Source organism: Pseudomonas sp. FW300-N2A2 (assembly GCF_017351735.1).
Lineage (GTDB): Bacteria > Pseudomonadota > Gammaproteobacteria > Pseudomonadales > Pseudomonadaceae > Aquipseudomonas > Aquipseudomonas migulae.
The window spans coordinates 1-21,941 of sequence record NZ_JACNDU010000040.1 but is presented as its reverse complement, the minus strand read 5'-3'; the positions used below and the strand labels follow the sequence as shown (position 1 = coordinate 21,941).

Sequence of the window (21,941 nt, the reverse complement as noted above, 5' to 3'; positions counted from 1 at the left end):
CCATGCGCTGGGTGTGCATTCTCTTCCCGCAATTGGCGCTGGACGCGGTACTGCGTCAGCGCCCCGATCCCGATGAGCCGCTGGCGCTGCTGACCGGTCCGGCGCAGCGTCGGGTGTTGCAGGCGGTCAACGCTTCGGCGCGGGCGCTGGGCTTGCGCCCCGGCATGTCGATGACCGCCGCGCAGGCCTTGAGCAAAGACTTTGTCACGGCGGAATACGACGCGGCCGAGATCGAGCACTGGCAGCAGTTTCTCGCGGCCTGGGCCTACCGCTTCAGCTCCCAGGTCAGCGTGCATTACCCGCGTGCGGTGGTGTTTGAAATCGAGTCCAGCCTGGGGCTGTTCGGCGACTGGCCGCAATTCGAAGCGCGCTTGCGCACCGAACTCGGCGAACTGGGCTTTCGCCATCGGATTGTTGCCGCGCCCAACCCGGTGGCGGCGCGGGTATTGGCCAATGCGTATGACGGTCTGGTGGTGCCGGACGCTCAAGCCTTGCAGCATCATCTGGGGCAATTGCCTGTCGACCGGATCGCTCTGGAGCCGGCAGTGGCCACGGCGTTGTCGCGCATGGGGTTGCGCACCTTGAGCCAGGTGCAGGCGTTACCGCGACAGAGCCTGGCGCGGCGTTTCGAGGCCCAGGTGCTCAAGCATCTGGACGCGCTGTCTGGCGAACGACGGCTGGCACTGGCGTTCTACCTGCCGCCGGACCGCTTCGATGTGCGCATCGAGCTCAATTTCGACGTGCAATCCCATCAGGCGCTGCTGTTTCCGTTACGCCGGCTGACCGGCGATCTGTCGGCGTTCCTGTGCGGCCGCGACAGCGGTGTGCAGCGTTTTGACCTGCACCTGGAACATGCCGGCTTGCCGGACAGCGTGATCAAGGTCGGCCTGCTCAGCGCCGAGCGCGATCCGGCGATGCTCTTCGAACTGGCCCGAGGGCGGCTGGAACAGGTTCAGGTCGAGGCGCCGGTGCGCGGGTTTCGTTTGCGCGCCGAAGATTTGCCGGCCTTCGTTCCGCAGTATCAGGAACTGTTCGATGACCGCCCGCAGCAGTCCTTGCCCTGGGAACAACTGCGCGAACGCTTGCGCGCACGGTTGGGGGATGACGCGGTGCAGGGCTTGCGGTTCCAGGCCGATCACCGGCCGGAGTGCGCGTGGCAGGCCAGTGCCGAGAGCCAGCGCTGCGCGGTGATGCCTGGCGTGCAGCGTCCGGGCTGGTTGCTGACGGAGCCGCAAGCGGTACACGAAGGTTCGACGCGCATCCTTATGGGCCCGGAGCGCATCGAGTCCGGTTGGTGGGACGGCGCCGATGTGCGCCGCGACTACTACCTGATCGAAACCCGTTCCGGCCAACAGGGCTGGGCCTATCGTACGGTCGGTGAGGGCGGCCCGTTGTGGTTGCAGGGGTGGTTCGCATGAGCATTGATTATGCCGAGCTGCACTGCCTGTCGAACTTCAGTTTCCAGCGTGGCGCCTCCAGTGCCCTCGAACTTTTTCAGCGGGCGAAAAAACTGGGCTATCAGGCGCTGTCGATCACCGACGAATGCACGCTGGCGGGCATTGTCCGCGCCTGGCAAGCGGCCAAATCCGTGGAGCTGCCACTGATCATCGGCAGCGAAGTGCGCATCGAGAACGGTCCGAAACTGGTGCTGCTGGTGGAGAGCCTTGAGGGCTACCAAAACCTGTGCCGGCTGATTACCCGGGCGCGGCGTCGTTCGCAGAAAGGCCGGTATCAGGTGTTGCGGGAGGATTTCAGCGCGCCTTTGCCGGGGCTGTTGGCGTTGTGGGTGCCGGATGCGCCGGATGATTTTCAAACCGGTCACTGGCTGAAGCAAACCTTCGCCGAACGCCTGTGGCTGGCGGTCCAGTTACATCGCGGCCAGGACGATACCGGGCGATTGAGTGCGTTGATGACGTTGGCAAGGGAGCTGCGAATCCCGGCAGTGGCCAGCGGCGATGTGCACATGCACACGCGCGGGCGGCGCGCCTTGCAGGACACCATGACCGCAATCCGTCATCACCTGCCGGTGGCCGAGGCCGGGTTGCGCCTGCACCCCAACGGCGAGCGCCATCTGCGCAGCCTCGACGTGCTGCAATCGATCTACCCGCAAGCATTGCTCGATGAAACCTTGACCATCGCCCGGTGTTGCACCTTCGACCTTGGCCAGTTGCGATATCAGTATCCCCGCGAACTGGTGCCCGAAGGCCAGACGGCCTCGTCCTGGTTGCGTCATTTGACCGAAGAGGGGATCACATGGCGCTGGCCAAAAGGCCCGCAAGCCAAGGTGCTCAAACAGATCGACAAGGAACTGGAGCTGATTGCCGAACTGGGCTACGAAAGTTACTTCCTGACGGTTCACGACATCGTCCGGTTTGCTCGTGAGCAAAAAATCCTCTGTCAGGGCCGTGGTTCAGCCGCCAACTCGGCGGTCTGTTATGCCTTGGGAATCACGGAAATCGATCCGGATCGCACCACGCTGTTGTTCGAGCGCTTTCTCTCCAAAGAGCGCAACGAGCCGCCGGACATCGACGTCGATTTCGAGCACGAGCGACGCGAAGAAGTCTTGCAGTACGTGTTCCAGCGTTATGGCCGGACCCGTGCGGCGTTGACGGCGGTGGTCAGCACCTACCACGCGGCCGGCGCGGTACGCGATGTGGCCAAGGCGTTGGGTTTGCCGCCGGACCAGATCAATGCCCTGGCCGATTGCTGCGGCCACTGGAGTGATGAAACACCACCGGTGGAGCGCCTGCGTGAAGGCGGTTTCGATCCCGAGAGCCCGGTGTTGCGCCGGGTGCTGAGCCTGACCGGGCAACTGATCGGTTTTCCCCGGCACCTGTCCCAGCACCCGGGCGGTTTCGTCATTTCCGAGCAACCGCTGGACAGTCTGGTGCCGGTGGAAAACGCCGCCATGGCCGAGCGCACCATCATCCAGTGGGACAAGGACGATCTGGACGCGGTCGGTTTGCTCAAGGTCGATATTCTTGCGCTGGGCATGCTCAGCGCCATCCGCCGCTGCTTTGATCTGCTGCGACGGCACCGCAACCTTGATTTAAGCCTGGCGACGATCCCGTCCGAAGACCCGCAAACCTACGACATGATTGGTCATGCGGACACCATCGGCGTGTTCCAGATCGAATCCCGGGCGCAGATGTCGATGCTGCCGAGGCTTAAACCCCGGAAGTTTTATGACTTGGTGATCGAAGTGGCGATCGTCAGGCCGGGGCCGATCCAGGGTGGCATGGTGCATCCGTACCTGCGACGGCGGAACAAACAGGAGCCCGAGACTTACCCGTCTCCAGAATTGGAAGCGGTACTCAAGCGCACGCTCGGCGTACCGCTGTTCCAGGAGCAGGTGATGCAGATCGCCATCGTTGCTGCCGACTACAGCCCCGGTGAAGCCGATCAATTGCGCCGTTCCATGGCCGCCTGGAAACGCCATGGCGGACTGGAACCACACAAGGATCGCCTGGCCGCCGGAATGAAGAAAAACGGCTACACACCCGAATTCGCCGCGCAGATTTTCGAGCAGATCAAAGGCTTCGGCAGCTACGGATTTCCCGAGTCCCACGCCGCCAGTTTTGCCTTGCTGACCTATGCCAGTTGCTGGTTGAAATGCCACGAACCGGCGGCCTTCGCCTGTGCGCTGATCAACAGCTGGCCCATGGGTTTCTACAGCCCGGACCAGATTCTGCAGGATGCGCGCCGGCATCATTTGCAGATCCGCCCGGTGGACGTGCGCGCCAGCGACTGGGATTGCAGCCTCGAACCCGTCATCGGTGCGCAGCCGGCGATTCGCATGGGGCTGCGGATGATCAAGGGTTTTCGCGAAGACGATGCGCGGCGTATCGAAGCCGCGAGGTCCAAGGGGGCGTTTATCGACATCGCCGACCTCGGCGAACGGGCGCGGCTCGATGCCCGTGCGCAGGAGCAACTGGCCGATGCCGGCGCGTTGCGTGGGCTGGCCGGTGATCGTCATCGAGCACGCTGGGAAGTGGCGGGGGTGCAGAAGCAATTGGGCTTGTTCGCCGGTTTGCCGAGCCAGGAAGAGGACGCGGTGGCATTGCCCAAACCCACGGTGGGCGAAGACCTGCTGGCGGATTACAACAGTCTCGGCACCACCCTCGGCCCGCATCCACTGGCCCTGTTGCGGGGTGAGCTGAAAGCCCGGCGCTGTCGCAGTTCGCGGGAGTTGCTGGACGTCGAGCATGGCCGCCCGGTCAGCGTCGCCGGGCTGGTGACCGGTCGGCAGCGTCCGGGCACCGCCAGTGGCGTGACGTTCGTCACCCTTGAAGACGAGTTCGGCAACGTCAACGTGGTGGTCTGGCGCGACCTGGCCGACCGGCAACGGCAGGTGTTGGTCGGCTCGCAGTTGCTCAAGGTCGACGGGCGCTGGGAGAAGGAAGGCGAGGTGCGGCATTTGATTGCCGGACGCTTGAGCGACCTGAGTCCGCTACTGGATGGCATCAACGTACGCAGCCGGGATTTCCACTGAAGTAATCACACCTGTAGGAGCCGGCTTGCCGGCGATGGCGTCATCACGGCCACCACCGCTTCGCCAGCAAGCTGGCTCCTACATGATTGTGGGTATGCCGTTAATATTTCGCACAACACCGAACCTGTAGGAGCCGGCTTGCCGGCGATGGCGTCATTACTGCCACCACCGCTTCGCCAGCAAGCCGGCTCCTACAGGTTGTGGTGACTTTCTGATTACTTAGCCTCTGGCCAAAACCGCTCGCCACCGCCCGGCGCATCCGTCCACGCTTGCAACGACCGGGTCGGCAGATCGAAATAATCCCGCGTACGCGCATACCCATGCCCACCCATTCGCCCGATCGCATCAAGCCCGAGCTGATCGATGTACAGGGTTTTCGGGTCGATCAGTTCATCCCGCACATGCGCCATCAGCACTTCGCCGAAGATGATCTCCCGCGACTGCCCGATGGACAACGCCATCATCCGTCGGCATTCCAGCGCCACGGGCGCCTCGCCGATCCGCGGGCAATTGACCGTGGTGCCGGGAATCGCAGTGAGTCCGGCGGCGGTCAGTTCGTCGAACCCGGGAGCGAAAGGCACGGCGCAGACATTCATCGCTTCCACCAGCGCATCACTGACGATATTGACGGTGAATTCCTGATTGAGCTGGATATTGCGCGTGGTGTCCTTGGGGCTCTGGTCCCCATAGTTTTCCACGCCCAGTGCGAGGATCGGCGGGTCGGCGGACAGCGCATTGAAGAAGCTGAACGGCGCGGCGTTGATCCGTCCTTCGCCATCAATCGTGGTGACCAGCGCGATGGGCCGAGGCACCACGCTGCCGATCAGAATCTTGTATTTGTCCCGCGCACTGAGGGTGCTGAAGTCGAAGCTTTGCATGGGCAGAAATCTCTAAGGAAGGGGATCAATCGCACTCAGCGGCGCTTGTGCGCTGTAGTCATCGGCGAACGGGATGGCCGGTTTGAACAGGCTTTTCCAGTCCGGTCGGCCGAAGGCCCGGTCGCTGTGGCTGCGCATCAGTGTTTCGAATTGTCGTTGGGCTTGGCGTTGCAGGGCGGGGTAGTCGACACCTTGAACCTGTCCGTCCTGCATCACGCAGCGGCCATCGATGTAGCTGGCGATGCAGTCGTCACCGCGTCCGGCCAGCACCAGGTTTTTCAAGGGATCGAACAGCGGCCCGAGGTGCAGGCCGCGAAGGCTGAATACCGTGATGTCGGCCTTGGCTCCCGGTGCCAGACGACCGATGTCGTCACGCCCCAATGCCTTGGCGCCCCCGAGCGTGGCCGCGTTGTAAAAATCCAGGGCACTGGTCAGTGAACTGCCGCCCTCCATCAAGCGAGCGATGTTCAACCCCTGACGCATGTTCTCCAGCAGGTCCGCCGGCCAGGTGTCGGTGCCCAGCGCAAAGTTGATGCCCTTGGCCCGATAGCGTCCGAACGAGTTCAGCGCTTCGCCGTCCCGGGCAAACACCACCGGGCAATGCACCAGGTTCGCGCCGCCATCCACCAGCCGTTGCAGGTCTGCATCACCCTGGGTGTAAATGCCGTGGGGCAGCAGGCTGCGCGGGGTCAGCAGGTTCAACTGCTCCAGCCAGGCCAGCGGCGAAACGCCCCGCAACTGCTCGACCATCGCCACTTCGCCGAGCCCCTGACAGCAATGCAAGCGCATCGGCGCATTCAGCTCGCGACTCAGTGCGGCAGTGCGTTGCAACAGCGCCGGGGTGCAGGTCTGGATGCGATCCGGCAGCAGCGCGCCGCGAATCAAACCGTCATGTGCACCGTCGAAATCCTGGAAAAAACGGGCCGCAGAGTCGAGCCCGGCCAGGCCCCGCGCTTCATCCCAGTGATGCCCGAGGCGGCCATCGGCGCGCCAATAACTCATGCCACTCATGTAGCAGGGCCCGAGGTAAGTCCGCAGTCCCAGCTCGGCCGCCACGCCGGCCACCGCAGCAAATTCGTCGTAGGTCTCGGCCCACTCGCGGTAATACATTGAGGTGATCGGCATGGCGGTGGTGATGCCATTACGGATCAGTTGCGTGAAGGCGTAGCGGTATTTGAAAACCTCTTCATCCGCGCTGTAACTCTCCCGCGGACCTGCCGCCAGATAGTCCTCGGACCACATCCGCCCCATGTCGCGTTCATCGCCGTTGTCCAGCGTCAGCACCGTGGAATCGAGGTCACCGAGTGCATCCAGATCGATGAAGCCGGGACCGATCAGCGCGTTGCCGTAATCGACCCATTGATCCACCGGCCCCGAATAACCACGCCCGACAAACACAATGCGCGAGCCCTCGAACACCACTTCGCCGTCGCGCCACAGCACATGCTGCGTGCCGTCGAAGCCGACCACGCAGCTGCTTTTCAGGGCGATGCGCTTCACAACCGGCTTTCCAGCAGTCGACCACCCGCGGCAATCAGCTCGCCGCGCCGATAGACCTGTCGCAGCGGCCGCGACACCACGGCTTCACCCAGCGTCTGCACCGGCATCAACAGGAAGTCCGCCGGTTGACCGAGCTCCACGCCATAATCCTCGCAGCCCAACGCCAGCGCACCATTCACCGTCGCCGCTGCAAACGCCGCCGCCAGTTCCTCGTCCTTGTTCAAGTCGAAACGGAACGCCAGCAGCATCGCCCGTTCCAGCATGTCGCCGTTACCCATGGGCGACCAGGCGTCGCGGATGCCGTCCGAACCCAGGCACACGTTCACCCCGGCCTCGCGCAACGCCAGGAACGGCGGCACCGCGCAATCGGCCGGTGCCGAACTCATCAACGAAATGCCCAACGCCGCCAAGCGTTCGGCCACGGGTTTGACCTGGCTCCAGGGCAACATCCCGAGGCAATAGGCGTGGCTGATCATCACTCGGCCATGGCGCCCGAAATGCTCGGTGTAATCGGCGATCAGCGCGATTTGCCACAGGCCCAGTTCACCTTTGTCGTGCAGGTGAATGTCGACGCCACGGTCGAATTCGCTGGCCAGTTTGAACACGAAATCCAGTTGGGCGACGGGGTCGTTGTCGATGCCGCACGGGTCGAGCCCCCCGACGTTTTCCACGCCCAGGGCCATGGCCTCGCGCATCAGCTCGGCGGTGCCGGGGCGGCTGATCAGGCCGGTTTGCGGGAATACCACCAGTTGCAGGTCGATCAGGTCGCGGTAGCGTTCGCGCAGTTGTTGCATGGCTTCGACATGACGCAGGCCGAAATCCGGGTCGATGTCGACGTGGCAACGCATGGTCAGCGAACCACGGGCGATGCAGTTTTCCAGCAGGGCGCCGGCACGTTCGGCGATGGGGCTCTGAACTTCACGCAGCACGCGGCGCTCGTTGGCGATGTAGTCCTTGAGCGTCGGCCCGGCGCTGTTCGGGCGCCAGGGTTGGCCCCAGAGGGTTTTGTCGAGGTGGACGTGGCTTTCCACCAGGGCCGGGGTGAGGAGCTGGTTCTGGCCATCGATGTCGGTGGCATTCAGTGGTGCGGACGATGCCGGGCGACGTTGTTTGAACAGGCCGTTTTCGATCAGCAGGTCTTCAGCGGTGGAACCGTAGGGCCGCACGTTGCGCAGCCAGCGGGGGTGATTCATTGCATACCTCGAGTTTTGTGGTGTTTGGGCGGGCCTCTTCGCGGGCAAGCCTCGCTCCTACAGGTCCTGCGCTGCTCTTGTAGGAGCGAGGCTTGCCCGCGAAGGCCGCAACTCGGTCTCAAGCCGAGCAATCAGCCCTTGAGCTTCGACCAGATCCGGTCCTGCAGCTCACGCGCCTTGTTGCTGCACTCTTTCTCAGGGCGCAGGCGCGAGGCGAACTCGTCGGGCATGTTGATCGCGTCCATCACCCGCCATTTGGCGTCGATCAATTTGTCGCTCTGAATGCCGTTGGCGTAAGCGATCGCATTGGACACGGCGGCGGCGTTTTCCGGTTTCATCATCCAGTCGATGAAGATCTTCGCGTTGCCGGGGTGCGGCGCGCTTTTCGGTACGGCGAAGTTGTCCTGGAACATCGCCAGGCCTTCGCGCGGATACACGTACTTGATGCTGCTCTTCTGCAACGTGGCCCGGGCGGTGGAGCCGTTCCAGTTCTGCATCATGATCACTTCACCGGAGGCCATGCGGTCGACGGTGTTGTCCGAGCTGTACATCTTCAGGAACGGTTTCTGCTTTTGCAGCAGTTCCAGAATGCGCTTGGCGTCCTGCGGGTTTTCGCTGCATTCGTCGACGTTGAGATAATGGCTGGCGGCGTTGATCACGCTGCTGGAGGTGTCGAGCGCGGCGAGTTGGCCTTGCAGTTCCTTGCGTGGCTCGAAGAACTCCTTCCACGAATCGTCCAGTTTGCCGCCCGGCACGCGTGCGCTGTCATAGGAGAACCCGGTGGTGCCCCACAGGTACGGCGCCGAGAACTTGCGACCGGGGTCGAAGCTCGGGTCGCGGAACGCCGGTTTGACGTGCTGGAAATTGGGCAGGGTCGATGCGTCGATTTCCAGCAGCAGGTTCTGATTGATCAGCGTGCGCATGATCGACTGCGACGGCACGATCACGTCATACGCCGCACCACCGGCCTGCAATTTGGCCAGCAGGGTTTCGTTGCTGTCGTAACCGTCCATGGTGACCTTGATGCCGGTCTCCTTTTCGAATTTGGCCAGCAGGTCCACCGGGTAGTAATCGGTCCAGTTGTAGAAGAACAACTCCTTGGGCTCGGCGGCCTGTGCGCTGAACGCGGTGAAGCAACTCAGGGCCAGACCGGTGACGGCGAAACACAGTTTTTTCATTTTCATGTTTTTGTGCGCTCCAGGATTTATTGGTTTTTGCCGCGCTGTCCCAGCCAGAAGGCCAGCACCACCAGCACGATGGAAATCACCAGCATCAGGGTCGAGATCGCATTGATCTCCGGCGTCACGCCGGCCTTGATCGCCGAGAAGATGTACACCGGCAAGGTGGTTGAACCCGGCCCGGCAACAAAGAAGGTCATGATGAAATCGTCGAGGCTGACCACGAACGCCAGCACCGAACCGGACAGCACCGCCGGCCACAGCAACGGCAACGTCACCCGGCGAAACACCTGCCACGGGTTGGCGTACAAATCGTTCGCTGCCTCCAGCAGGCTTTTGTCGAGATCATTGAGCCGCGCGCGAATCGGCAGGTACGCGAAGGGAATGCAGAAGCCGACGTGCGCGACAATCACCGTCAGCAAACCGAGCTTGATCCCCAGCGCCATGAACAGCAGCAGGGTGGCAACAGCGGTGACGATCTCCGGCAGGATCAGCGGCAGGTTGATCCCGCCCTCGACCATTTTCTGCCCGTAGAACGGCCGGTAAGTCGCCAGCGCCGCGAGCAGCGCAATGGCCGTGGCGCAGACCGTGGCGATGCTGGCGACGATGATCGAGTTCAGCGCTGCGGTCTGGATCGACGGGTTGGCCAGAATCCGCCCGTACCAGGCGAATGAAAACTCGGTCCACACCGTCGCCGAGCGGTTGGCGTTGAAGCTGTAGGCGATCAGCACGAAGATCGGCACGTACAGGTACGCGAGGATCAGCAGGCTGACTTCGCGGGTCAGCGGCAGTTTTTTCAGGTGCAGGGCGATCATGCGGTGGCTCCCCGACGTAGAGTTTTGGCGGCGCTGCGGCTATAGAGGGCGTAACCCACCAGCGACAGCAGCAGAATCCCCAGCAACAGGAACGACAGCGAACTGCCCAGCGGCCAGTTGCGCGCGGTGCCGAACTGTTGCTGGATCAGGTTGCCGATCATCAGCGTCTTGCCGCCGCCGAGAATCGCCGGGGTGATGAAGGCGCCGAGGCTCGGCACGAACACCAGCAGCGCGCCGGCAATCACGCCGGGCATCGACAGCGGCAGGATGATTCGCTTCAGCGCGTGCCAGCGGTTGGCGCCCAGGTCGTAGGCCGCTTCCACCAGGCGCCAGTCGAGTTTTTCCAGGGTCGAATAGATCGGCAAAATCATGAACGGCAGAAAGCTATAAACCAGCCCGACGCTGACGGCGAAGTCGTTGTAGAGCAGGGTGATGCCGCCCGCCTGCGGGAACAGCGTGTTGAGGCTCTGCGCGACCCAACCGTGTTCGCGCAGGATGATCAGCCACGCGTAGTTGCGGATCAGCAGGTTGGTCCAGAACGGGATGGTGATCAGCAAGACCATGAGGTTGCGCCGGCGCGGGGTCAGGCTCGACATCCACAACGCCACCGGGAAACCGAACAGGAAACACAACAGCGTCGTGCCGCCGGCCTGGAACACCGAGCGCAACAAGGCTTGGGCGTAGACCCAGTTCAGCTCCAGTTCACCGTCGAATCCTTCCTGGAAAAACAGCTGCACGTAGCTTTGCAATTGCCAGTTGGCTTGCCAGTCGACGCCGCCGTAGACGTTGCGCGGCAACAGGCTGATGTAGCCCATGATGCCCAGCGGAATCGCGATCAGTGCCAGCAAAGTCAGAACCACCGGGCTGAGCAACAGCGCACGGTTGAGAGCGGGGGAAGTGCTGCTGACGCTCATCTCAGGCCTCCATCAACAGGCAGGCGTGGGGCGGCAGATTGACCGCGACACGATCACCGACCACCCGGCCACGGTTCAGGCCTTCGTTGTTCTCGCGCAACATGACCTTGATGTCGTTGTTCAAGCGGCACTGATAAAGCGTCGCGGTGCCGACATACAACACCGCTTCGATCACACCGCGCAGGTGATGAGGCTGCCCGACGTCGACCAGTTGCGAGCGCTCCGGGCGGAACGCCAGTTGCACGTTGTTGCCGTCGAAACCCTGGGCCGGGCAGGGGATCTCCACCGGCATGCCGCTGGGCACGAAGAGCTTTTCGTTCTGTTGGCCGCGCTTGAGATGACCGGGCAGGAAATTGATGTCGCCGATGAACTGGGCGACGAACTGATGCTGCGGCCGTTCGTAAATATCGTTGGGGGTGCCGATCTGCAGGATCTTGCCGGCGGACATCACGGCAATGCGGTCAGACAGGGTCAGGGCTTCTTCCTGATCGTGGGTGACGAAAATGAAGGTGATCCCGGCTTCCTTCTGCACGCGCTTGAGTTCGACCTGCATCTCTTTACGCAGCTTGAGGTCGAGCGCCGACAGGGGTTCGTCGAGCAGCAACACTTTCGGTTTTGGCGCCAGGGCGCGCGCCAGAGCCACGCGTTGTTGCTGGCCACCGGACAACTCGGCGGGTTTGCGTCTGGCCAGGTGTTGCATTTGCACCAGCGCCAGCATCTCATCGACACGCCGAGGAATAACCTTGTGATCAAGGCCCTGCATCTCGAGCCCGAAGGCGATATTCTGCGCGACGCTCATGTGCGGAAACAGCGCATAGCTCTGGAAGACGGTATTGACCCGGCGCTTGAACGGCGGCAGGTCGTTGACCGGTTCGCCGGCGAGACGGATCTCGCCATCGCTGACGTGTTCGAAACCGGCGATGGTGCGCAGCAGGGTGGTTTTGCCACAGCCGGACGGGCCGAGCAGGGTGAAGAATTCGTTGTCGGCAATGTCGACTGACACGTTGTCGAGGGCTGGAGCCAGCCCCGGATCGTCGGAATACCGCTTGGAGACGTTACGCACTTCGATTGCTATTGGTTGACCCATAATGGTGCAATCCTCTAATTATTGTATGCAATATCTGGATGCAATCTACAAATAACCGGATTAATCTGCTCGTGCAACCCCCTTTTTCAAAGGCTGCTCATCGCCTGGGGCCGGTTGTTTAGCGCTAAAGGAGTGTTGAAATGACCGAGAAGAAACTCGAGACCACGGTCGACCGCGTCTACCAAGGGGTTTACGAGGCGATCAGCAAGCGTTCGCTGCGTCCTGGCATGAAGCTTGGAGAGACTTCGCTGGCCGAACTTTTTAATGTCAGCCGAACGTCGGTTCGTGCCGCGCTCAAGCAATTGGAGGCGGATGGATTGGTGACGACCGAGCCCAATAAGGGTGCATCGGTGTCGTTGCCCAGCGATGAAGAGATCCGTTCGCTGTTTGAAACGCGACGCCTGATCGAGATCGGCATCGTCACCGAGCTCTGCCGGCGTCGTGACACCGCCGTGACCCGGGACCTGCGCGATCACCTGTTGCTCGAGGATGAAGCGCACCGCAACGGCGACCATGAACGGCTGATCCATCTGCTCGGCGAGTTCCACATCAAACTCGCGCAAAGCCTGAACAATCCAGTGTTGCTGGACTGGTTCCGCAAACTGATCTCCCGCGCCTCGCTGTACGCCGCCGCGCTGGACGACGACAGCCACGAAGCCTGCCGCGACGATGAGCACCTGCGCCTGATCGAGTACATCGAGGCCGGCAACCAGAGCGCCGCCATCGAACTGACCTGCATCCATTTGAACGGCATCGAGAAGGCGATCCTGGACGTCGCCGCCACGTTGAAGACTGGGTATCACCCGCTCAAACACCTGATTGAGGTTTGATCACAAAACTCAAACCTGACTTGGTACCTGTGGGAGCGAGCCTGCTCGCGATAGCGGTGTAACAGTCGATGAAGATGTCGAGTGTCACGCCCTCATCGCCGGCAAGCCGGTCTCGCTCCCACAGGGATTTGTAGCAGCCGCAGATTCCCGGTCCCTGAGGGGACCGCGAGAATCAGCTAACCTCTATGAAACCATTGGCATCCGCAGTGCTCGAAACAAACGGGCGCCAATCACAGGACACAGAGCCAGTCGATGCAGTTTCTAGACGATAGCCACGGGTGTGCTGGATGGAACGGTGAAATGGCCGGACGCATCCGTGCGTTCGACTGGCGTCGCACTGAACTGGGAAGCCTGGAGACCTGGCCCGCCAGCCTGTGCAGCGCGGTGCAATTGCTGCTCGCGTCGCCGCTGCCGATGGTGATGCTCTGGGGCCGCCCCGGCTACATGATCTATAACGATGCGTACTCGTCGTTCGCCGGTGGCCGACATCCTTATCTGTTGGGCTCTCCGGTGGAGCTGGGCTGGCCGGAAGTCGCCGATTTCAATCGTCATGTGGTTGACACCTGTCTGGCGGGTGGCACGTTGTCCTATCGCAACAAAGAGCTGGTGCTGTTGCGCGACGGCGTCCCCGAAAACGTCTGGCTGGACCTCTATTACAGCCCGGTGGCGAATGACGAGGGGACGCCGGCCGGGGTCATGGCGATGGTGGTCGAAACCACGGAGCATGTGATCTCCGAACGCCGGCGCCAGGAGGCCGAAGACGCCTACCACGCCGACAATGAACGGGTGCGCCTGGCGTTGAACGCCGGTGCCTTGCTCGGCTCGTTCGTCTGGGACATCAAAGGCAATCGGCTCTCCGGCGATGAACGCTTTGCCCGGACCTTTTCCTTCCCGGCCGAGCATGATCTGGGCAACCTGCCAACGGAATTCGCCGAAGCGCGGATTCATCCCGACGACCGCAGTTGGGTCAATGAGCAAGTCAATCAATCCATCACCACCGGTGAACCTTTCAACGCCGAATATCGGGTCCTGCGTCCCGACGGCAGTTACCTGTGGGTGCAGGCCAGCGGTTGCTGCGAATTCGATGAGCAGGGTGAGCCGTTCCGCTTTCCCGGCGTGTTGATCGACATCCACGAACGCAAGACCGCCGAAGAGTCCCTGCTCAAATTCACCCGAAACCTGGAGCAGCGCGTCGCCGACGAAGTCGAAGCGCGGCTGGCGGCGGAAGAGCAACTGCGCCAGTCGCAGAAGCTCGAAGCCATCGGCGGTCTCACGGGGGGCGTGGCCCATGACTTCAATAACCTGTTGCAAGTGATCGCCGGCAACCTGCACCTGCTGGCGCGGCATGAACCGGACAATGCCAACGTGCAGCGTCGGGTCTCGGCGTCGATTGCAGCGGTGGAGCGGGGCGCGAAACTGTCTTCGCAATTGCTCGCTTTCGCCCGCCGTCAGCCGCTGTCGCCGGCGGTCTGCGACCCACGACAGATCTTCGAAGGCCTGGGCGAGTTGCTGCAACGGGCGCTGGGCGAAACCATCCAGATCGATGTGCGGTTGCCTCAAGCGTCCTGGCACATCAACGTCGATCGCAACCAACTGGAAAACGCCATTCTCAATCTCGCGATCAATGCCCGTGACGCCATGGCGGGCGAAGGCACCATTGAATTGAGCGCCGAGAACGTTACCCTCGACCGCAAGTTTTGTGCGGGCAAAGGTATTTCGCCTGGCGATTACGTGCGTGTCGCCGTGGCGGATACCGGCCTTGGTATGCCACCGCATGTGCTCGCGCAAGCGTTTGAACCGTTTTTCACCACCAAGGCCGATGGTCAGGGTACGGGGTTGGGGTTGAGCATGGTGTTCGGTTTCGTCAAACAGAGTGACGGGCACATCGAGATGTCCAGCGTCGAGGGACAGGGCACGCGCGTGCAGTTGTATTTTCCACGCAGCCTGCGCCCGTTGCTCAGTGAAACAGCGACCCATGACACGCAGCAACGCGGTGGGCATGAAACCATTTTGGTGGTCGAGGACAATGAAGCGGTGCGCGCGTCGGCGGTGGAATTATTGAGCGAGGAGGGCTATCAGGTCCTGACCGCCGCCAACGGTGATGCCGCCATGCAGATGTTGCTCGATGGCGTGGTGGTTCAGCTGATTTTCACCGACGTGGTCATGCCCGGCCTGATCAAAAGCTCGGACCTGGCCGCCTGGGCCAAAGTGCAAACGCCACCGGTGGCCGTACTGTTCACGTCCGGCCACACTCGTGACATTATTTCGCGCAATCACCAGCTCAGCCCCGATACCTTTTTGCTGAGCAAACCCTATGGTCCCGAGGCGCTGACCCGAATGGTCCGCACCGTCCTCAACGGCTGAACCCCGATCCAATTGTAGGAGCCGGCTTGCCGGCGATGGCGTCCTGCCAGCCGATAAAGATATCGCCTGACACACCGCTATCGCCGGCAAGCCGGCTCCTACAATTGGATTCGCGTAAATTCCTGGCAATGCGTTAATCCTTCGAACTTTTTGATCAAGGCCACCTGATGACTTCAAAGCGCACCTCCAATCCTCCTTCCGGCATGGTCAGGGTACGCGGGGCCCGTGAACACAACCTCAAGAACATCGACGTCGATATCCCCCGTGATGCGCTGGTGGTGTTCACCGGTGTCTCCGGTTCCGGCAAGTCATCCCTGGCGTTTTCGACCCTGTACGCCGAAGCGCAACGCCGTTATTTCGAATCCGTGGCGCCGTATGCGCGGCGTCTGATCGACCAGGTCGGTGTGCCGGATGTCGACTCGATCGAAGGCCTACCGCCAGCGGTCGCCTTGCAACAACAACGGGGCACGCCGAGCACGCGGTCTTCGGTGGGCAGCGTGACCACGTTGTCGAGCCTGATCCGCATGCTGTATTCGCGCGCCGGCAGCTATCCGCCGGGGCAACCGATGCTCTACGCCGAAGACTTTTCACCGAACACGCCCCAGGGCGCCTGCCCTGAATGTCATGGTTTGGGCCGGGTCTATGAAGTCACCGAAGCGCTGATGGTCCCGGACCCGAGCCTGACCATTCGCCAGCGCGCGGTCGCTTCCTGGCCCTCGGCGTGGCAAGGACAGAACCTGCGGGACATCCTCGTGACCATGGGCTACGACGTCGATAAACCCTGGCGCGACCTGCCGAAAAAGCTCCGCGACTGGATTCTTTTCACCGAAGAAACCCCGACCGTTCCGGTGTATGCCGGGCTCACACCCGAAGAAACCAAAGTCGCGCTCAAGCGCAACATGGAGCCGAGTTACCAGGGCACCTTCACCGGTGCCCGGCGCTACATCCTGCACACGTTCACCCACTCGCAAAGTGCGCTGATGAAGAAACGCGTCTCGCAATTCATGCTCGGCAGCCCTTGCCCGCTGTGCGACGGCAAGCGCCTGAAACGCGAGGCGTTGTCGGTGACCTTTGCCGGTTATGACATCGGCGAGTTGGCGCAAATGCCGTTGCTGCAAGTGGCCGACGTATTGAAGCCAGTGGCGGCGCACAGTTACCTCGACCAGGCCGATGAGGCCGGCGAGGTCTTGACCCACGAGCAGACCCGCGAGGCCCGTGAGCAGCGAGTGGCCCACGGCGCCAGTGGTCACGCCCATGCACCGGATGTGCGCCACACGCCGAACCTGTCGGTGGAAAAACGCCTGGCCGCGCAACGCATAGCCCAGGATTTGCTGGAGCGGGTCAGCACGTTGACGGACCTGGGGCTCGGTTACCTGGCACTGGAGCGCAGCACGCCGACGTTGTCGTCCGGCGAATTGCAGCGCCTGCGTCTGGCGACGCAATTGGGTTCGCAGTTGTTCGGGGTGATTTACGTGCTGGATGAACCGTCGGCCGGTCTGCACCCGGCGGATGGCGAGGCGCTGTTCGAAGCCCTGCAACGCTTGAAAGCGGCGGGCAACACGCTGTTTGTGGTCGAGCATGATCTGGAAACCATGCGCCGCGCCGACTGGCTGATCGATGTCGGGCCGGCGGCGGGCGAGCATGGCGGCCGGATTCTGTACAGCGGCCCACCGCAGGGCCTGGCCGACGTGACGCACTCGCAGACCCGCGCCTACCTGTTCGCCGATCAGGTCAGGCTGCCGCGAGCCAGCCGCAAGCCGGCCGATTGGCTACGGCTGGAAGGCATCACTCGCAACAACCTGAATAACCTCAGTGTCGAGTTTCCGCTGGGTTGTTTCACCTCGGTGACCGGCGTCTCGGGTTCCGGTAAATCAAGCCTGGTCAGTCAGGCGTTGCTGGAACTGGTGGGCGCGCATCTCGGGCGCGCCGCCAGTGACAGCGAGGCAGAAGAGTTGAGCCTTGAGGACGATGCACCGCAAGTCAGTGGCGGTCAGGTCAGCGCAGGGCTGGAGTCGATCAAGCGGCTGGTGCAAGTCGATCAGAAACCCATCGGCCGCACGCCGCGCTCTAACCTGGCGACTTACACCGGGCTGTTCGACAACGTGCGCAAACTCTACGCCGCCACGCCCGAGGCGCAAGCCAAGGGCTACGACGCCGGTCAGTTCTCCTTCAACGTCGCCAAGGGTCGCTGCCCGACCTGCGAAGGCGAGGGTTTTGTCAGCGTCGAATTGCTGTTCATGCCCAGCGTCTACGCACCATGCCCGACTTGCCACGGCGCCCGTTACAACCCCGAGACGCTGGCGATTACCTGGCAGGGTTTGAGCATTGCGCAGGTATTGCAATTGACGGTGGATGAAGCGGTCGAAGTGTTTGCCGAGCAATCGGGTATTCGCCGCTCACTGGAAGTGCTGCGCGATATCGGCCTGGGTTACCTGCGGCTCGGCCAACCGGCGACCGAGTTGTCGGGCGGCGAAGCCCAGCGCATCAAACTGGCCACCGAACTGCAACGCAACCAGCGCGGGGCAACGCTTTACGTGCTTGACGAACCCACCACCGGGTTGCACCCGCGGGATGTCGATCGCTTGCTCGAACAGTTGAACACGCTGGTGACGGCGGGGCACACGGTGATCGTCGTCGAACATGAAATGCGCGTGGTAGCCCAAAGTGACTGGGTGATCGACATCGGGCCGGGGGCCGGGGATCAGGGTGGCAAGATTGTGGTGGCGGGCGCGCCGCAGAAAGTCGCCAGCAGCAAAAAAAGCCGGACCGCACCGTTCCTCGCCAGAACCCTCAATACGTAGCGCCAGGACGACGAACGGACACCGCTGGTCTGATAGGCGGTCGACAGAACCCGCCAACCGAGGCCATTCTGATAGTTGGTGAACGCAATCGATCGCGTTTGCCGCCGATCAACAAACGGAGGTGTTCCATGCCGGTGCCACACGACCTTTATCAGGATTTGAAACTTTCAAAGGAAGATATCCAGCAAAAACGCACCAAGGATCCGTTACTGGATTCACTGATCAACAAGTATTCGCAGGCGGATGCCGAAGTGGTGAAGGCAGAGCAGGCCAAGTCCAGCGATGACTCAGTGAAGAAGCTCAAGGAGAAGCGCTTTCAGGTCAAGGAGAAGATCGTCCAACAGCTTCAGGTCCCGTCCTGACGTGTCGCTCCCGAAAGGAAACCGACAACGCAGAACCCCATAGCGAAATGGATCCCCGTTAACTTTTGAACGACACCGAACCTGTAGGAGCCAGCTTGCTGGCGATAGCGGTGTGTCATCCACCAATAGCGTTCGATGACACACCGCTATCGCCAGCAAGCCGGCTCCTACAGGTTAATTGGGTGCTTGGGGCAACGCGGTGGCGAGCGGCAATCGCACCATGTGCCTGGCCTTCAACGAGCCGAAATACAACCACTCCCCATATTCACGCACCGTGGTGATCGGTGAATAGTTGCCGCTGCTGCCATCCTGCAGATTGGCGATCACCTTTCCCTCCAGATCCAGGCCCAGGACAAACCCGCGTTTCTCTATGGGTTTGGGCAAGACCGTCATCGCCCGCACAATCATCTTGCGCACGAAGGGATGCGGCGCCGTGGCATCGAGCAGGGCGTTGCGCGGTGCATACAGAGCCACCCAGAAACGGTCCCGGCCATTGAACGCCAGGTTGTCCGGCAAGCCCGGCAAATTGTCGATAAACAGATCGTGGGTGCCAGCCTTGGGTCCGCTCAGCCAGTAACGGCTGATGCGATAGGCGCCGGTCTCGTTCACCAGCACAAAGGCATCGTCCGGGCCCAGCGTCACGCCGTTGGCAAACTCCAGCTTATCCAGCAGGACCGTGGTTTTACCGGTCTGGAAGTCATAACGCAGCAAGCGACCGTCGCCGCCATGCTCGATGATCGCGTCGCCATCGCTGCCATAGCCGAAGCGGCTGGAAGCATCGCTGAAATAGGCGTAGTGCCCCGACTTGTCGATGACCACGTCATCAGTGAAGCCGAAGGGCACGCTGTTGGCCTCTGTGGTCAATGGAATCAAGCGACCCTGGGCGTCCAGCGACAGCAAGCCCTTGATCCCGTCGGCGATCACCAGCAAACCATTGGGGTGACGCGCCAGGCCCAGCGGTCGGCCGCCGGTATCGGCCAGCACCTTGGTGGCTTCGCCGTCGAGGCTGGTGCGGATCAGACGGCCGTCATGCAGGCCCGTAATGAGCGCATTGTTCTCCAGCAGCAACGCTTCCGGCCCGTCGATATCCGCCGCGCCGACACGCTCCACACCTTTGAGGCGTTGATTGTCGGCGTAGGGGCCGCTGGTGAGGGACGGTGCCGGCGGCGGAGTCCAGGCCACCGGTTGCACCTTGGTCGGCATCAGCAGCAGAAAGGCCGCGATGGCCACGATCACCAACAACACGACATGACGAAACTTGACGGTTCGACTCACGCGTTGGCTCCTGCGGTGGTCAGGTGTTTGTGCGCCATCTCGCGCAAGGCCTGCATCGATGCTGCCGATTCACGGTCAATGCGCCGCTTGAGCAGCAGTTGATTGGCGATGCGCATTGCCAGGCCGCTGAACTGATAGTCCAGGGTACGGACAAACCGTGTGCCATCGCCCTCGGCCGTGCATTCGTAAGTCACCACCAGCGACAGTCCGTTGTCACCATGAGCCCGCGCGATCCAGCGGCGACCGGGCAGGTACTCGTCGACCACCCAGCTCAGATGCCCCTCGCGCCCGCCGGCGCGGATGTCTTCCTCGAACCGCGCCCCGGCATGCAGCGAGCCGCCCGGACCATCGACCTTGAGCGACGACGGGTGCCATTCGGGCCAACGGGTCACGGTGCTGGCGTAGGCGAGCACGTCAATCGGGTTGCCGGCAATGTTGATCTGATGCTGCATGCTGGTCATGGGCGCTCTCGTCAGGTAGGTCGGCTCGGGCTCCCAATAGAGCGTGCCGAACAGGTAGTCCATCAGCGGAAAAACGATGTTGAAGTTGCGTTCCTGCATCAACTCGCGACGGTGATGCAGCTCATGCAGACGGCGCATCTGGCGGATCCACGGCAAGCGTGTGACCGGGTTCTCGGGCGGCAGGTGCTCGCAGGCATGAAACACTTCATAAGTCAGGTAACCAAGGACCAGGCAGCCACCGAAAAGCCCGGCGACGTTGGCATCGAACTGCTCAAGCAGCCACCAGACGGGCAGGGTAATGACGAGCGTGTGCAGCACGATCAGCCACGCCGGAAACAGGATTACCCGCCAGTCACGGGCACTGTCGTAGGTCATGTGCCCGGGCGCAAAGAAGCTGTGATGGTCACCGGCGTGACGGGCATAGAACATCCGCGCGAAGCTCTTTTTGTGATGCCCCAGGTGGCGATGCACCATGTACACGCCAAAGTTGAAGAACAATAACGTCAGCGGCACCGCCAGCCATTCCAGCGGTTGCACCTGGTGCACGGTGCTCCAGAACAATCCGATGGCCAGCAAACCGAACAGCAGCACAAAGGCGCCGTGCAACCAGGGGTTGTAGAGGGGATGAATGTCTGCGCGATAGCGGTTGCGAAAAGCCTCGGTGGTCTGCCTCACTGCGGTCACCTGTGGTTATTGTTGTCCCAGCAGATTAGACGATCCCGCCGTGCAAGGCGGACCGAAGCTTGAGGACACAAACGCCATGATCCGGTGTAAAGCGGACTCAGGTCAGCGGGTTCCAGCGTTGCGACCAGTCTTCATCGGACTGGATGACTTGACGCAGCAGGTCGAAGGCCCGTTGCAGGGTTGCCGAGTCGCGGTCGCGGGAATAGACCAGATAGGTCGGGTAGCTGAATTCCGGGGCCTTGGGCACCTGTTCCAGTACGCCGCTTTCCAGATAACTCTGCACCACGCGGGTACGGAAATAGCCACTGCCGCCGTTTTCAAGGATGTATTGCAAGCCCAGCGGGCCGAGGTTGAAGCTCAGGGCCGCCTTGGCTTTTTCCGGTAGAGCCGCATCGTGCTGGCGACGGAAATCCGGGCCCCAGTCGATGTAGACATAGGGATCGGGTTTACCGGGAAACCGCACGAGGACCAGTTTTTCCTCCAGCACCTGTTCGACTTGCAGGCGCGGCCAGTACTCCGGTTGGTAGACCAGCGCCGCGTCCAACACCCCCAGTTCCAGTTGGCGCAGCAGGTTTTCGCCGTCGCGGATCTCCATGCGCAGCGCGTGGCTGGGAATCTTCTCCCGCAGCTCGCCGGCCCAACTGAGCATCAGCGGGTTGCACAGGCTGACTTCGCCACCGATGTGCAATACGTCGTGGTAACCCTCAGGCAACGGCAAGTCCCGGCGCGCGGCGTCCCAGGTTTCGACCAGTTGATTGGCGTACACCACAAATGCTTCGCCGTTCGGGGTCAGACGGGCGCCGGCGCGGTTGCGCACGAACAGTGTGCTGCCCAGTTGGCTTTCGAGTTTCTGCACGCGTGCGGTGATCGCGGTCTGGGTGACGTGGAGTTTTTCAGCGGCCGCGGCGAGGCTGCCGTGGCGGACGATTTCCAGAAAGGTGCGGGCGAGGTCGATGTCCATGGGGTGGCCGGTGCGGGAGGTGTGGGCATTGTAAACGGATACTGTGGGGCTCTCATTTTTTGATTGGGTGTATATCCGTTGTTGGGGTAATGGCGGCTATTGGTTTCGCCCTTACGGCGAGTCACTTGGAGAAGCGCCAAGTAACC

General features: G+C 61.9%; 16 protein-coding genes. 6 read left to right on the top strand and 10 right to left on the bottom strand.

Annotation, left to right across the window (positions count from 1 at the left end):
* Positions 1 to 2: 2 nt before the first annotated feature.
* Together J4E42_RS27295 and J4E42_RS27290 are read left to right on the top strand one after the other, a co-directional pair.
* A complete protein-coding gene (locus J4E42_RS27295; RefSeq protein ID WP_207286605.1) occupies positions 3 to 1,418 on the top strand; it encodes a DNA polymerase Y family protein in 1,416 nt (471 codons plus the stop codon).
* On the top strand, positions 1,394 to 4,492 hold the full coding sequence (locus J4E42_RS27290; protein WP_207286604.1) for an error-prone DNA polymerase: 3,099 nt from the start codon (positions 1,394 to 1,396) through the stop codon (positions 4,490 to 4,492). Before J4E42_RS27295 ends, J4E42_RS27290 begins: the two co-directional genes overlap by 25 nt.
* A gap of 215 nt (positions 4,493 to 4,707) precedes the next feature.
* On the opposite strand, the gene J4E42_RS27285 is transcribed toward J4E42_RS27290, so the two are convergent.
* The 7 genes from J4E42_RS27285 to J4E42_RS27255 form a co-directional block, all read right to left on the bottom strand.
* A complete protein-coding gene (locus tag J4E42_RS27285) occupies positions 4,708 to 5,370 on the bottom strand; it encodes a flavin reductase family protein (protein ID WP_207286603.1) in 663 nt (220 codons plus the stop codon).
* A 12-nt stretch (positions 5,371 to 5,382) separates the two neighbouring features.
* A complete protein-coding gene (locus J4E42_RS27280) occupies positions 5,383 to 6,870 on the bottom strand; it encodes an amidohydrolase family protein (protein WP_207286602.1) in 1,488 nt (495 codons plus the stop codon).
* Positions 6,867 to 8,063 carry an amidohydrolase family protein gene (locus J4E42_RS27275; protein ID WP_192227403.1) on the bottom strand — a complete coding sequence of 399 codons (1,197 nt, stop codon included), beginning with the start codon at positions 8,061 to 8,063 and terminating at the stop codon, positions 6,867 to 6,869. The genes J4E42_RS27280 and J4E42_RS27275 overlap by 4 nt, the downstream gene beginning before the upstream one ends.
* 131 nt (positions 8,064 to 8,194) lie before the next feature.
* Positions 8,195 to 9,247 (bottom strand): extracellular solute-binding protein, encoded by a 1,053-nt coding sequence (locus J4E42_RS27270; protein ID WP_192417668.1) that lies wholly within the window; start codon positions 9,245 to 9,247, stop codon positions 8,195 to 8,197.
* 20 nt (positions 9,248 to 9,267) lie between these two features.
* A complete protein-coding gene (locus J4E42_RS27265; RefSeq protein WP_008031524.1) occupies positions 9,268 to 10,056 on the bottom strand; it encodes an ABC transporter permease in 789 nt (262 codons plus the stop codon).
* Positions 10,053 to 10,970, bottom strand: coding sequence for an ABC transporter permease (locus J4E42_RS27260; RefSeq protein WP_008042584.1), 918 nt, complete (start codon positions 10,968 to 10,970; stop codon positions 10,053 to 10,055). The genes J4E42_RS27265 and J4E42_RS27260 overlap by 4 nt, the downstream gene beginning before the upstream one ends.
* Before the next feature lies 1 nt (position 10,971).
* Positions 10,972 to 12,057, bottom strand: coding sequence for an ABC transporter ATP-binding protein (locus J4E42_RS27255; RefSeq protein WP_008031528.1), 1,086 nt, complete (start codon positions 12,055 to 12,057; stop codon positions 10,972 to 10,974).
* A 140-nt stretch (positions 12,058 to 12,197) separates the two neighbouring features.
* On the opposite strand from J4E42_RS27255, the gene J4E42_RS27250 reads away from it, so the two are divergent.
* From J4E42_RS27250 to J4E42_RS27235, 4 genes are all read left to right on the top strand, one after another.
* Positions 12,198 to 12,887 (top strand): GntR family transcriptional regulator, encoded by a 690-nt coding sequence (locus J4E42_RS27250; protein WP_008031530.1) that lies wholly within the window; start codon positions 12,198 to 12,200, stop codon positions 12,885 to 12,887.
* A 300-nt stretch (positions 12,888 to 13,187) separates the two neighbouring features.
* Complete coding sequence (locus J4E42_RS27245) at positions 13,188 to 15,251, top strand: PAS domain-containing sensor histidine kinase (RefSeq protein ID WP_207286601.1); 2,064 nt, start codon at positions 13,188 to 13,190, stop codon at positions 15,249 to 15,251.
* Between the two features lie 167 nt (positions 15,252 to 15,418).
* The gene (locus J4E42_RS27240; RefSeq protein WP_207286600.1) at positions 15,419 to 18,052 is read left to right on the top strand and encodes an excinuclease ABC subunit UvrA; all 2,634 of its coding nucleotides are present in this window, start codon (positions 15,419 to 15,421) and stop codon (positions 18,050 to 18,052) included.
* A gap of 128 nt (positions 18,053 to 18,180) precedes the next feature.
* Positions 18,181 to 18,414, top strand: a complete 234-nt coding sequence (locus J4E42_RS27235) for a hypothetical protein (RefSeq protein ID WP_008031536.1) — start codon at positions 18,181 to 18,183, stop codon at positions 18,412 to 18,414.
* A gap of 174 nt (positions 18,415 to 18,588) precedes the next feature.
* Here the strand turns inward: J4E42_RS27235 and J4E42_RS27230 are convergent, their stop codons facing one another.
* The 3 genes from J4E42_RS27230 to J4E42_RS27220 all read right to left on the bottom strand — a co-directional run bounded on the left by J4E42_RS27230 (position 18,589) and on the right by J4E42_RS27220 (position 21,795).
* Positions 18,589 to 19,689 carry an SMP-30/gluconolactonase/LRE family protein gene (locus J4E42_RS27230; protein WP_207286599.1) on the bottom strand — a complete coding sequence of 367 codons (1,101 nt, stop codon included), beginning with the start codon at positions 19,687 to 19,689 and terminating at the stop codon, positions 18,589 to 18,591.
* On the bottom strand, positions 19,686 to 20,825 hold the full coding sequence (locus tag J4E42_RS27225) for an SRPBCC family protein (protein WP_207286598.1): 1,140 nt from the start codon (positions 20,823 to 20,825) through the stop codon (positions 19,686 to 19,688). Before J4E42_RS27225 ends, J4E42_RS27230 begins: the two co-directional genes overlap by 4 nt.
* 106 nt (positions 20,826 to 20,931) lie before the next feature.
* Positions 20,932 to 21,795 carry a LysR family transcriptional regulator gene (locus tag J4E42_RS27220; RefSeq protein ID WP_008031541.1) on the bottom strand — a complete coding sequence of 288 codons (864 nt, stop codon included), beginning with the start codon at positions 21,793 to 21,795 and terminating at the stop codon, positions 20,932 to 20,934.
* Positions 21,796 to 21,941: the final 146 nt, after the last annotated feature.

What these genes read in the sequence shown, in the direction of transcription:
- J4E42_RS27265 (WP_008031524.1), bottom strand. Translation starts at nt 10,056, where the DNA reads ATGATCGCCCTGCACCTGAAAAAACTGCCGCTGACCCGCGAAGTCAGC.
- J4E42_RS27255 (WP_008031528.1), bottom strand. Translation starts at nt 12,057, where the DNA reads ATGGGTCAACCAATAGCAATCGAAGTGCGTAACGTCTCCAAGCGGTAT.
- J4E42_RS27285 (WP_207286603.1), bottom strand. Translation starts at nt 5,370, where the DNA reads ATGCAAAGCTTCGACTTCAGCACCCTCAGTGCGCGGGACAAATACAAG.
- J4E42_RS27295 (WP_207286605.1), top strand. Translation starts at nt 3, where the DNA reads ATGCGCTGGGTGTGCATTCTCTTCCCGCAATTGGCGCTGGACGCGGTA.
- J4E42_RS27275 (WP_192227403.1), bottom strand. Translation starts at nt 8,063, where the DNA reads ATGAATCACCCCCGCTGGCTGCGCAACGTGCGGCCCTACGGTTCCACC.
- J4E42_RS27270 (WP_192417668.1), bottom strand. Translation starts at nt 9,247, where the DNA reads ATGAAAATGAAAAAACTGTGTTTCGCCGTCACCGGTCTGGCCCTGAGT.
- J4E42_RS27240 (WP_207286600.1), top strand. Translation starts at nt 15,419, where the DNA reads ATGACTTCAAAGCGCACCTCCAATCCTCCTTCCGGCATGGTCAGGGTA.
- J4E42_RS27235 (WP_008031536.1), top strand. Translation starts at nt 18,181, where the DNA reads ATGCCGGTGCCACACGACCTTTATCAGGATTTGAAACTTTCAAAGGAA.
- J4E42_RS27220 (WP_008031541.1), bottom strand. Translation starts at nt 21,795, where the DNA reads ATGGACATCGACCTCGCCCGCACCTTTCTGGAAATCGTCCGCCACGGC.
- J4E42_RS27250 (WP_008031530.1), top strand. Translation starts at nt 12,198, where the DNA reads ATGACCGAGAAGAAACTCGAGACCACGGTCGACCGCGTCTACCAAGGG.
- J4E42_RS27245 (WP_207286601.1), top strand. Translation starts at nt 13,188, where the DNA reads ATGGCCGGACGCATCCGTGCGTTCGACTGGCGTCGCACTGAACTGGGA.
- J4E42_RS27260 (WP_008042584.1), bottom strand. Translation starts at nt 10,970, where the DNA reads ATGAGCGTCAGCAGCACTTCCCCCGCTCTCAACCGTGCGCTGTTGCTC.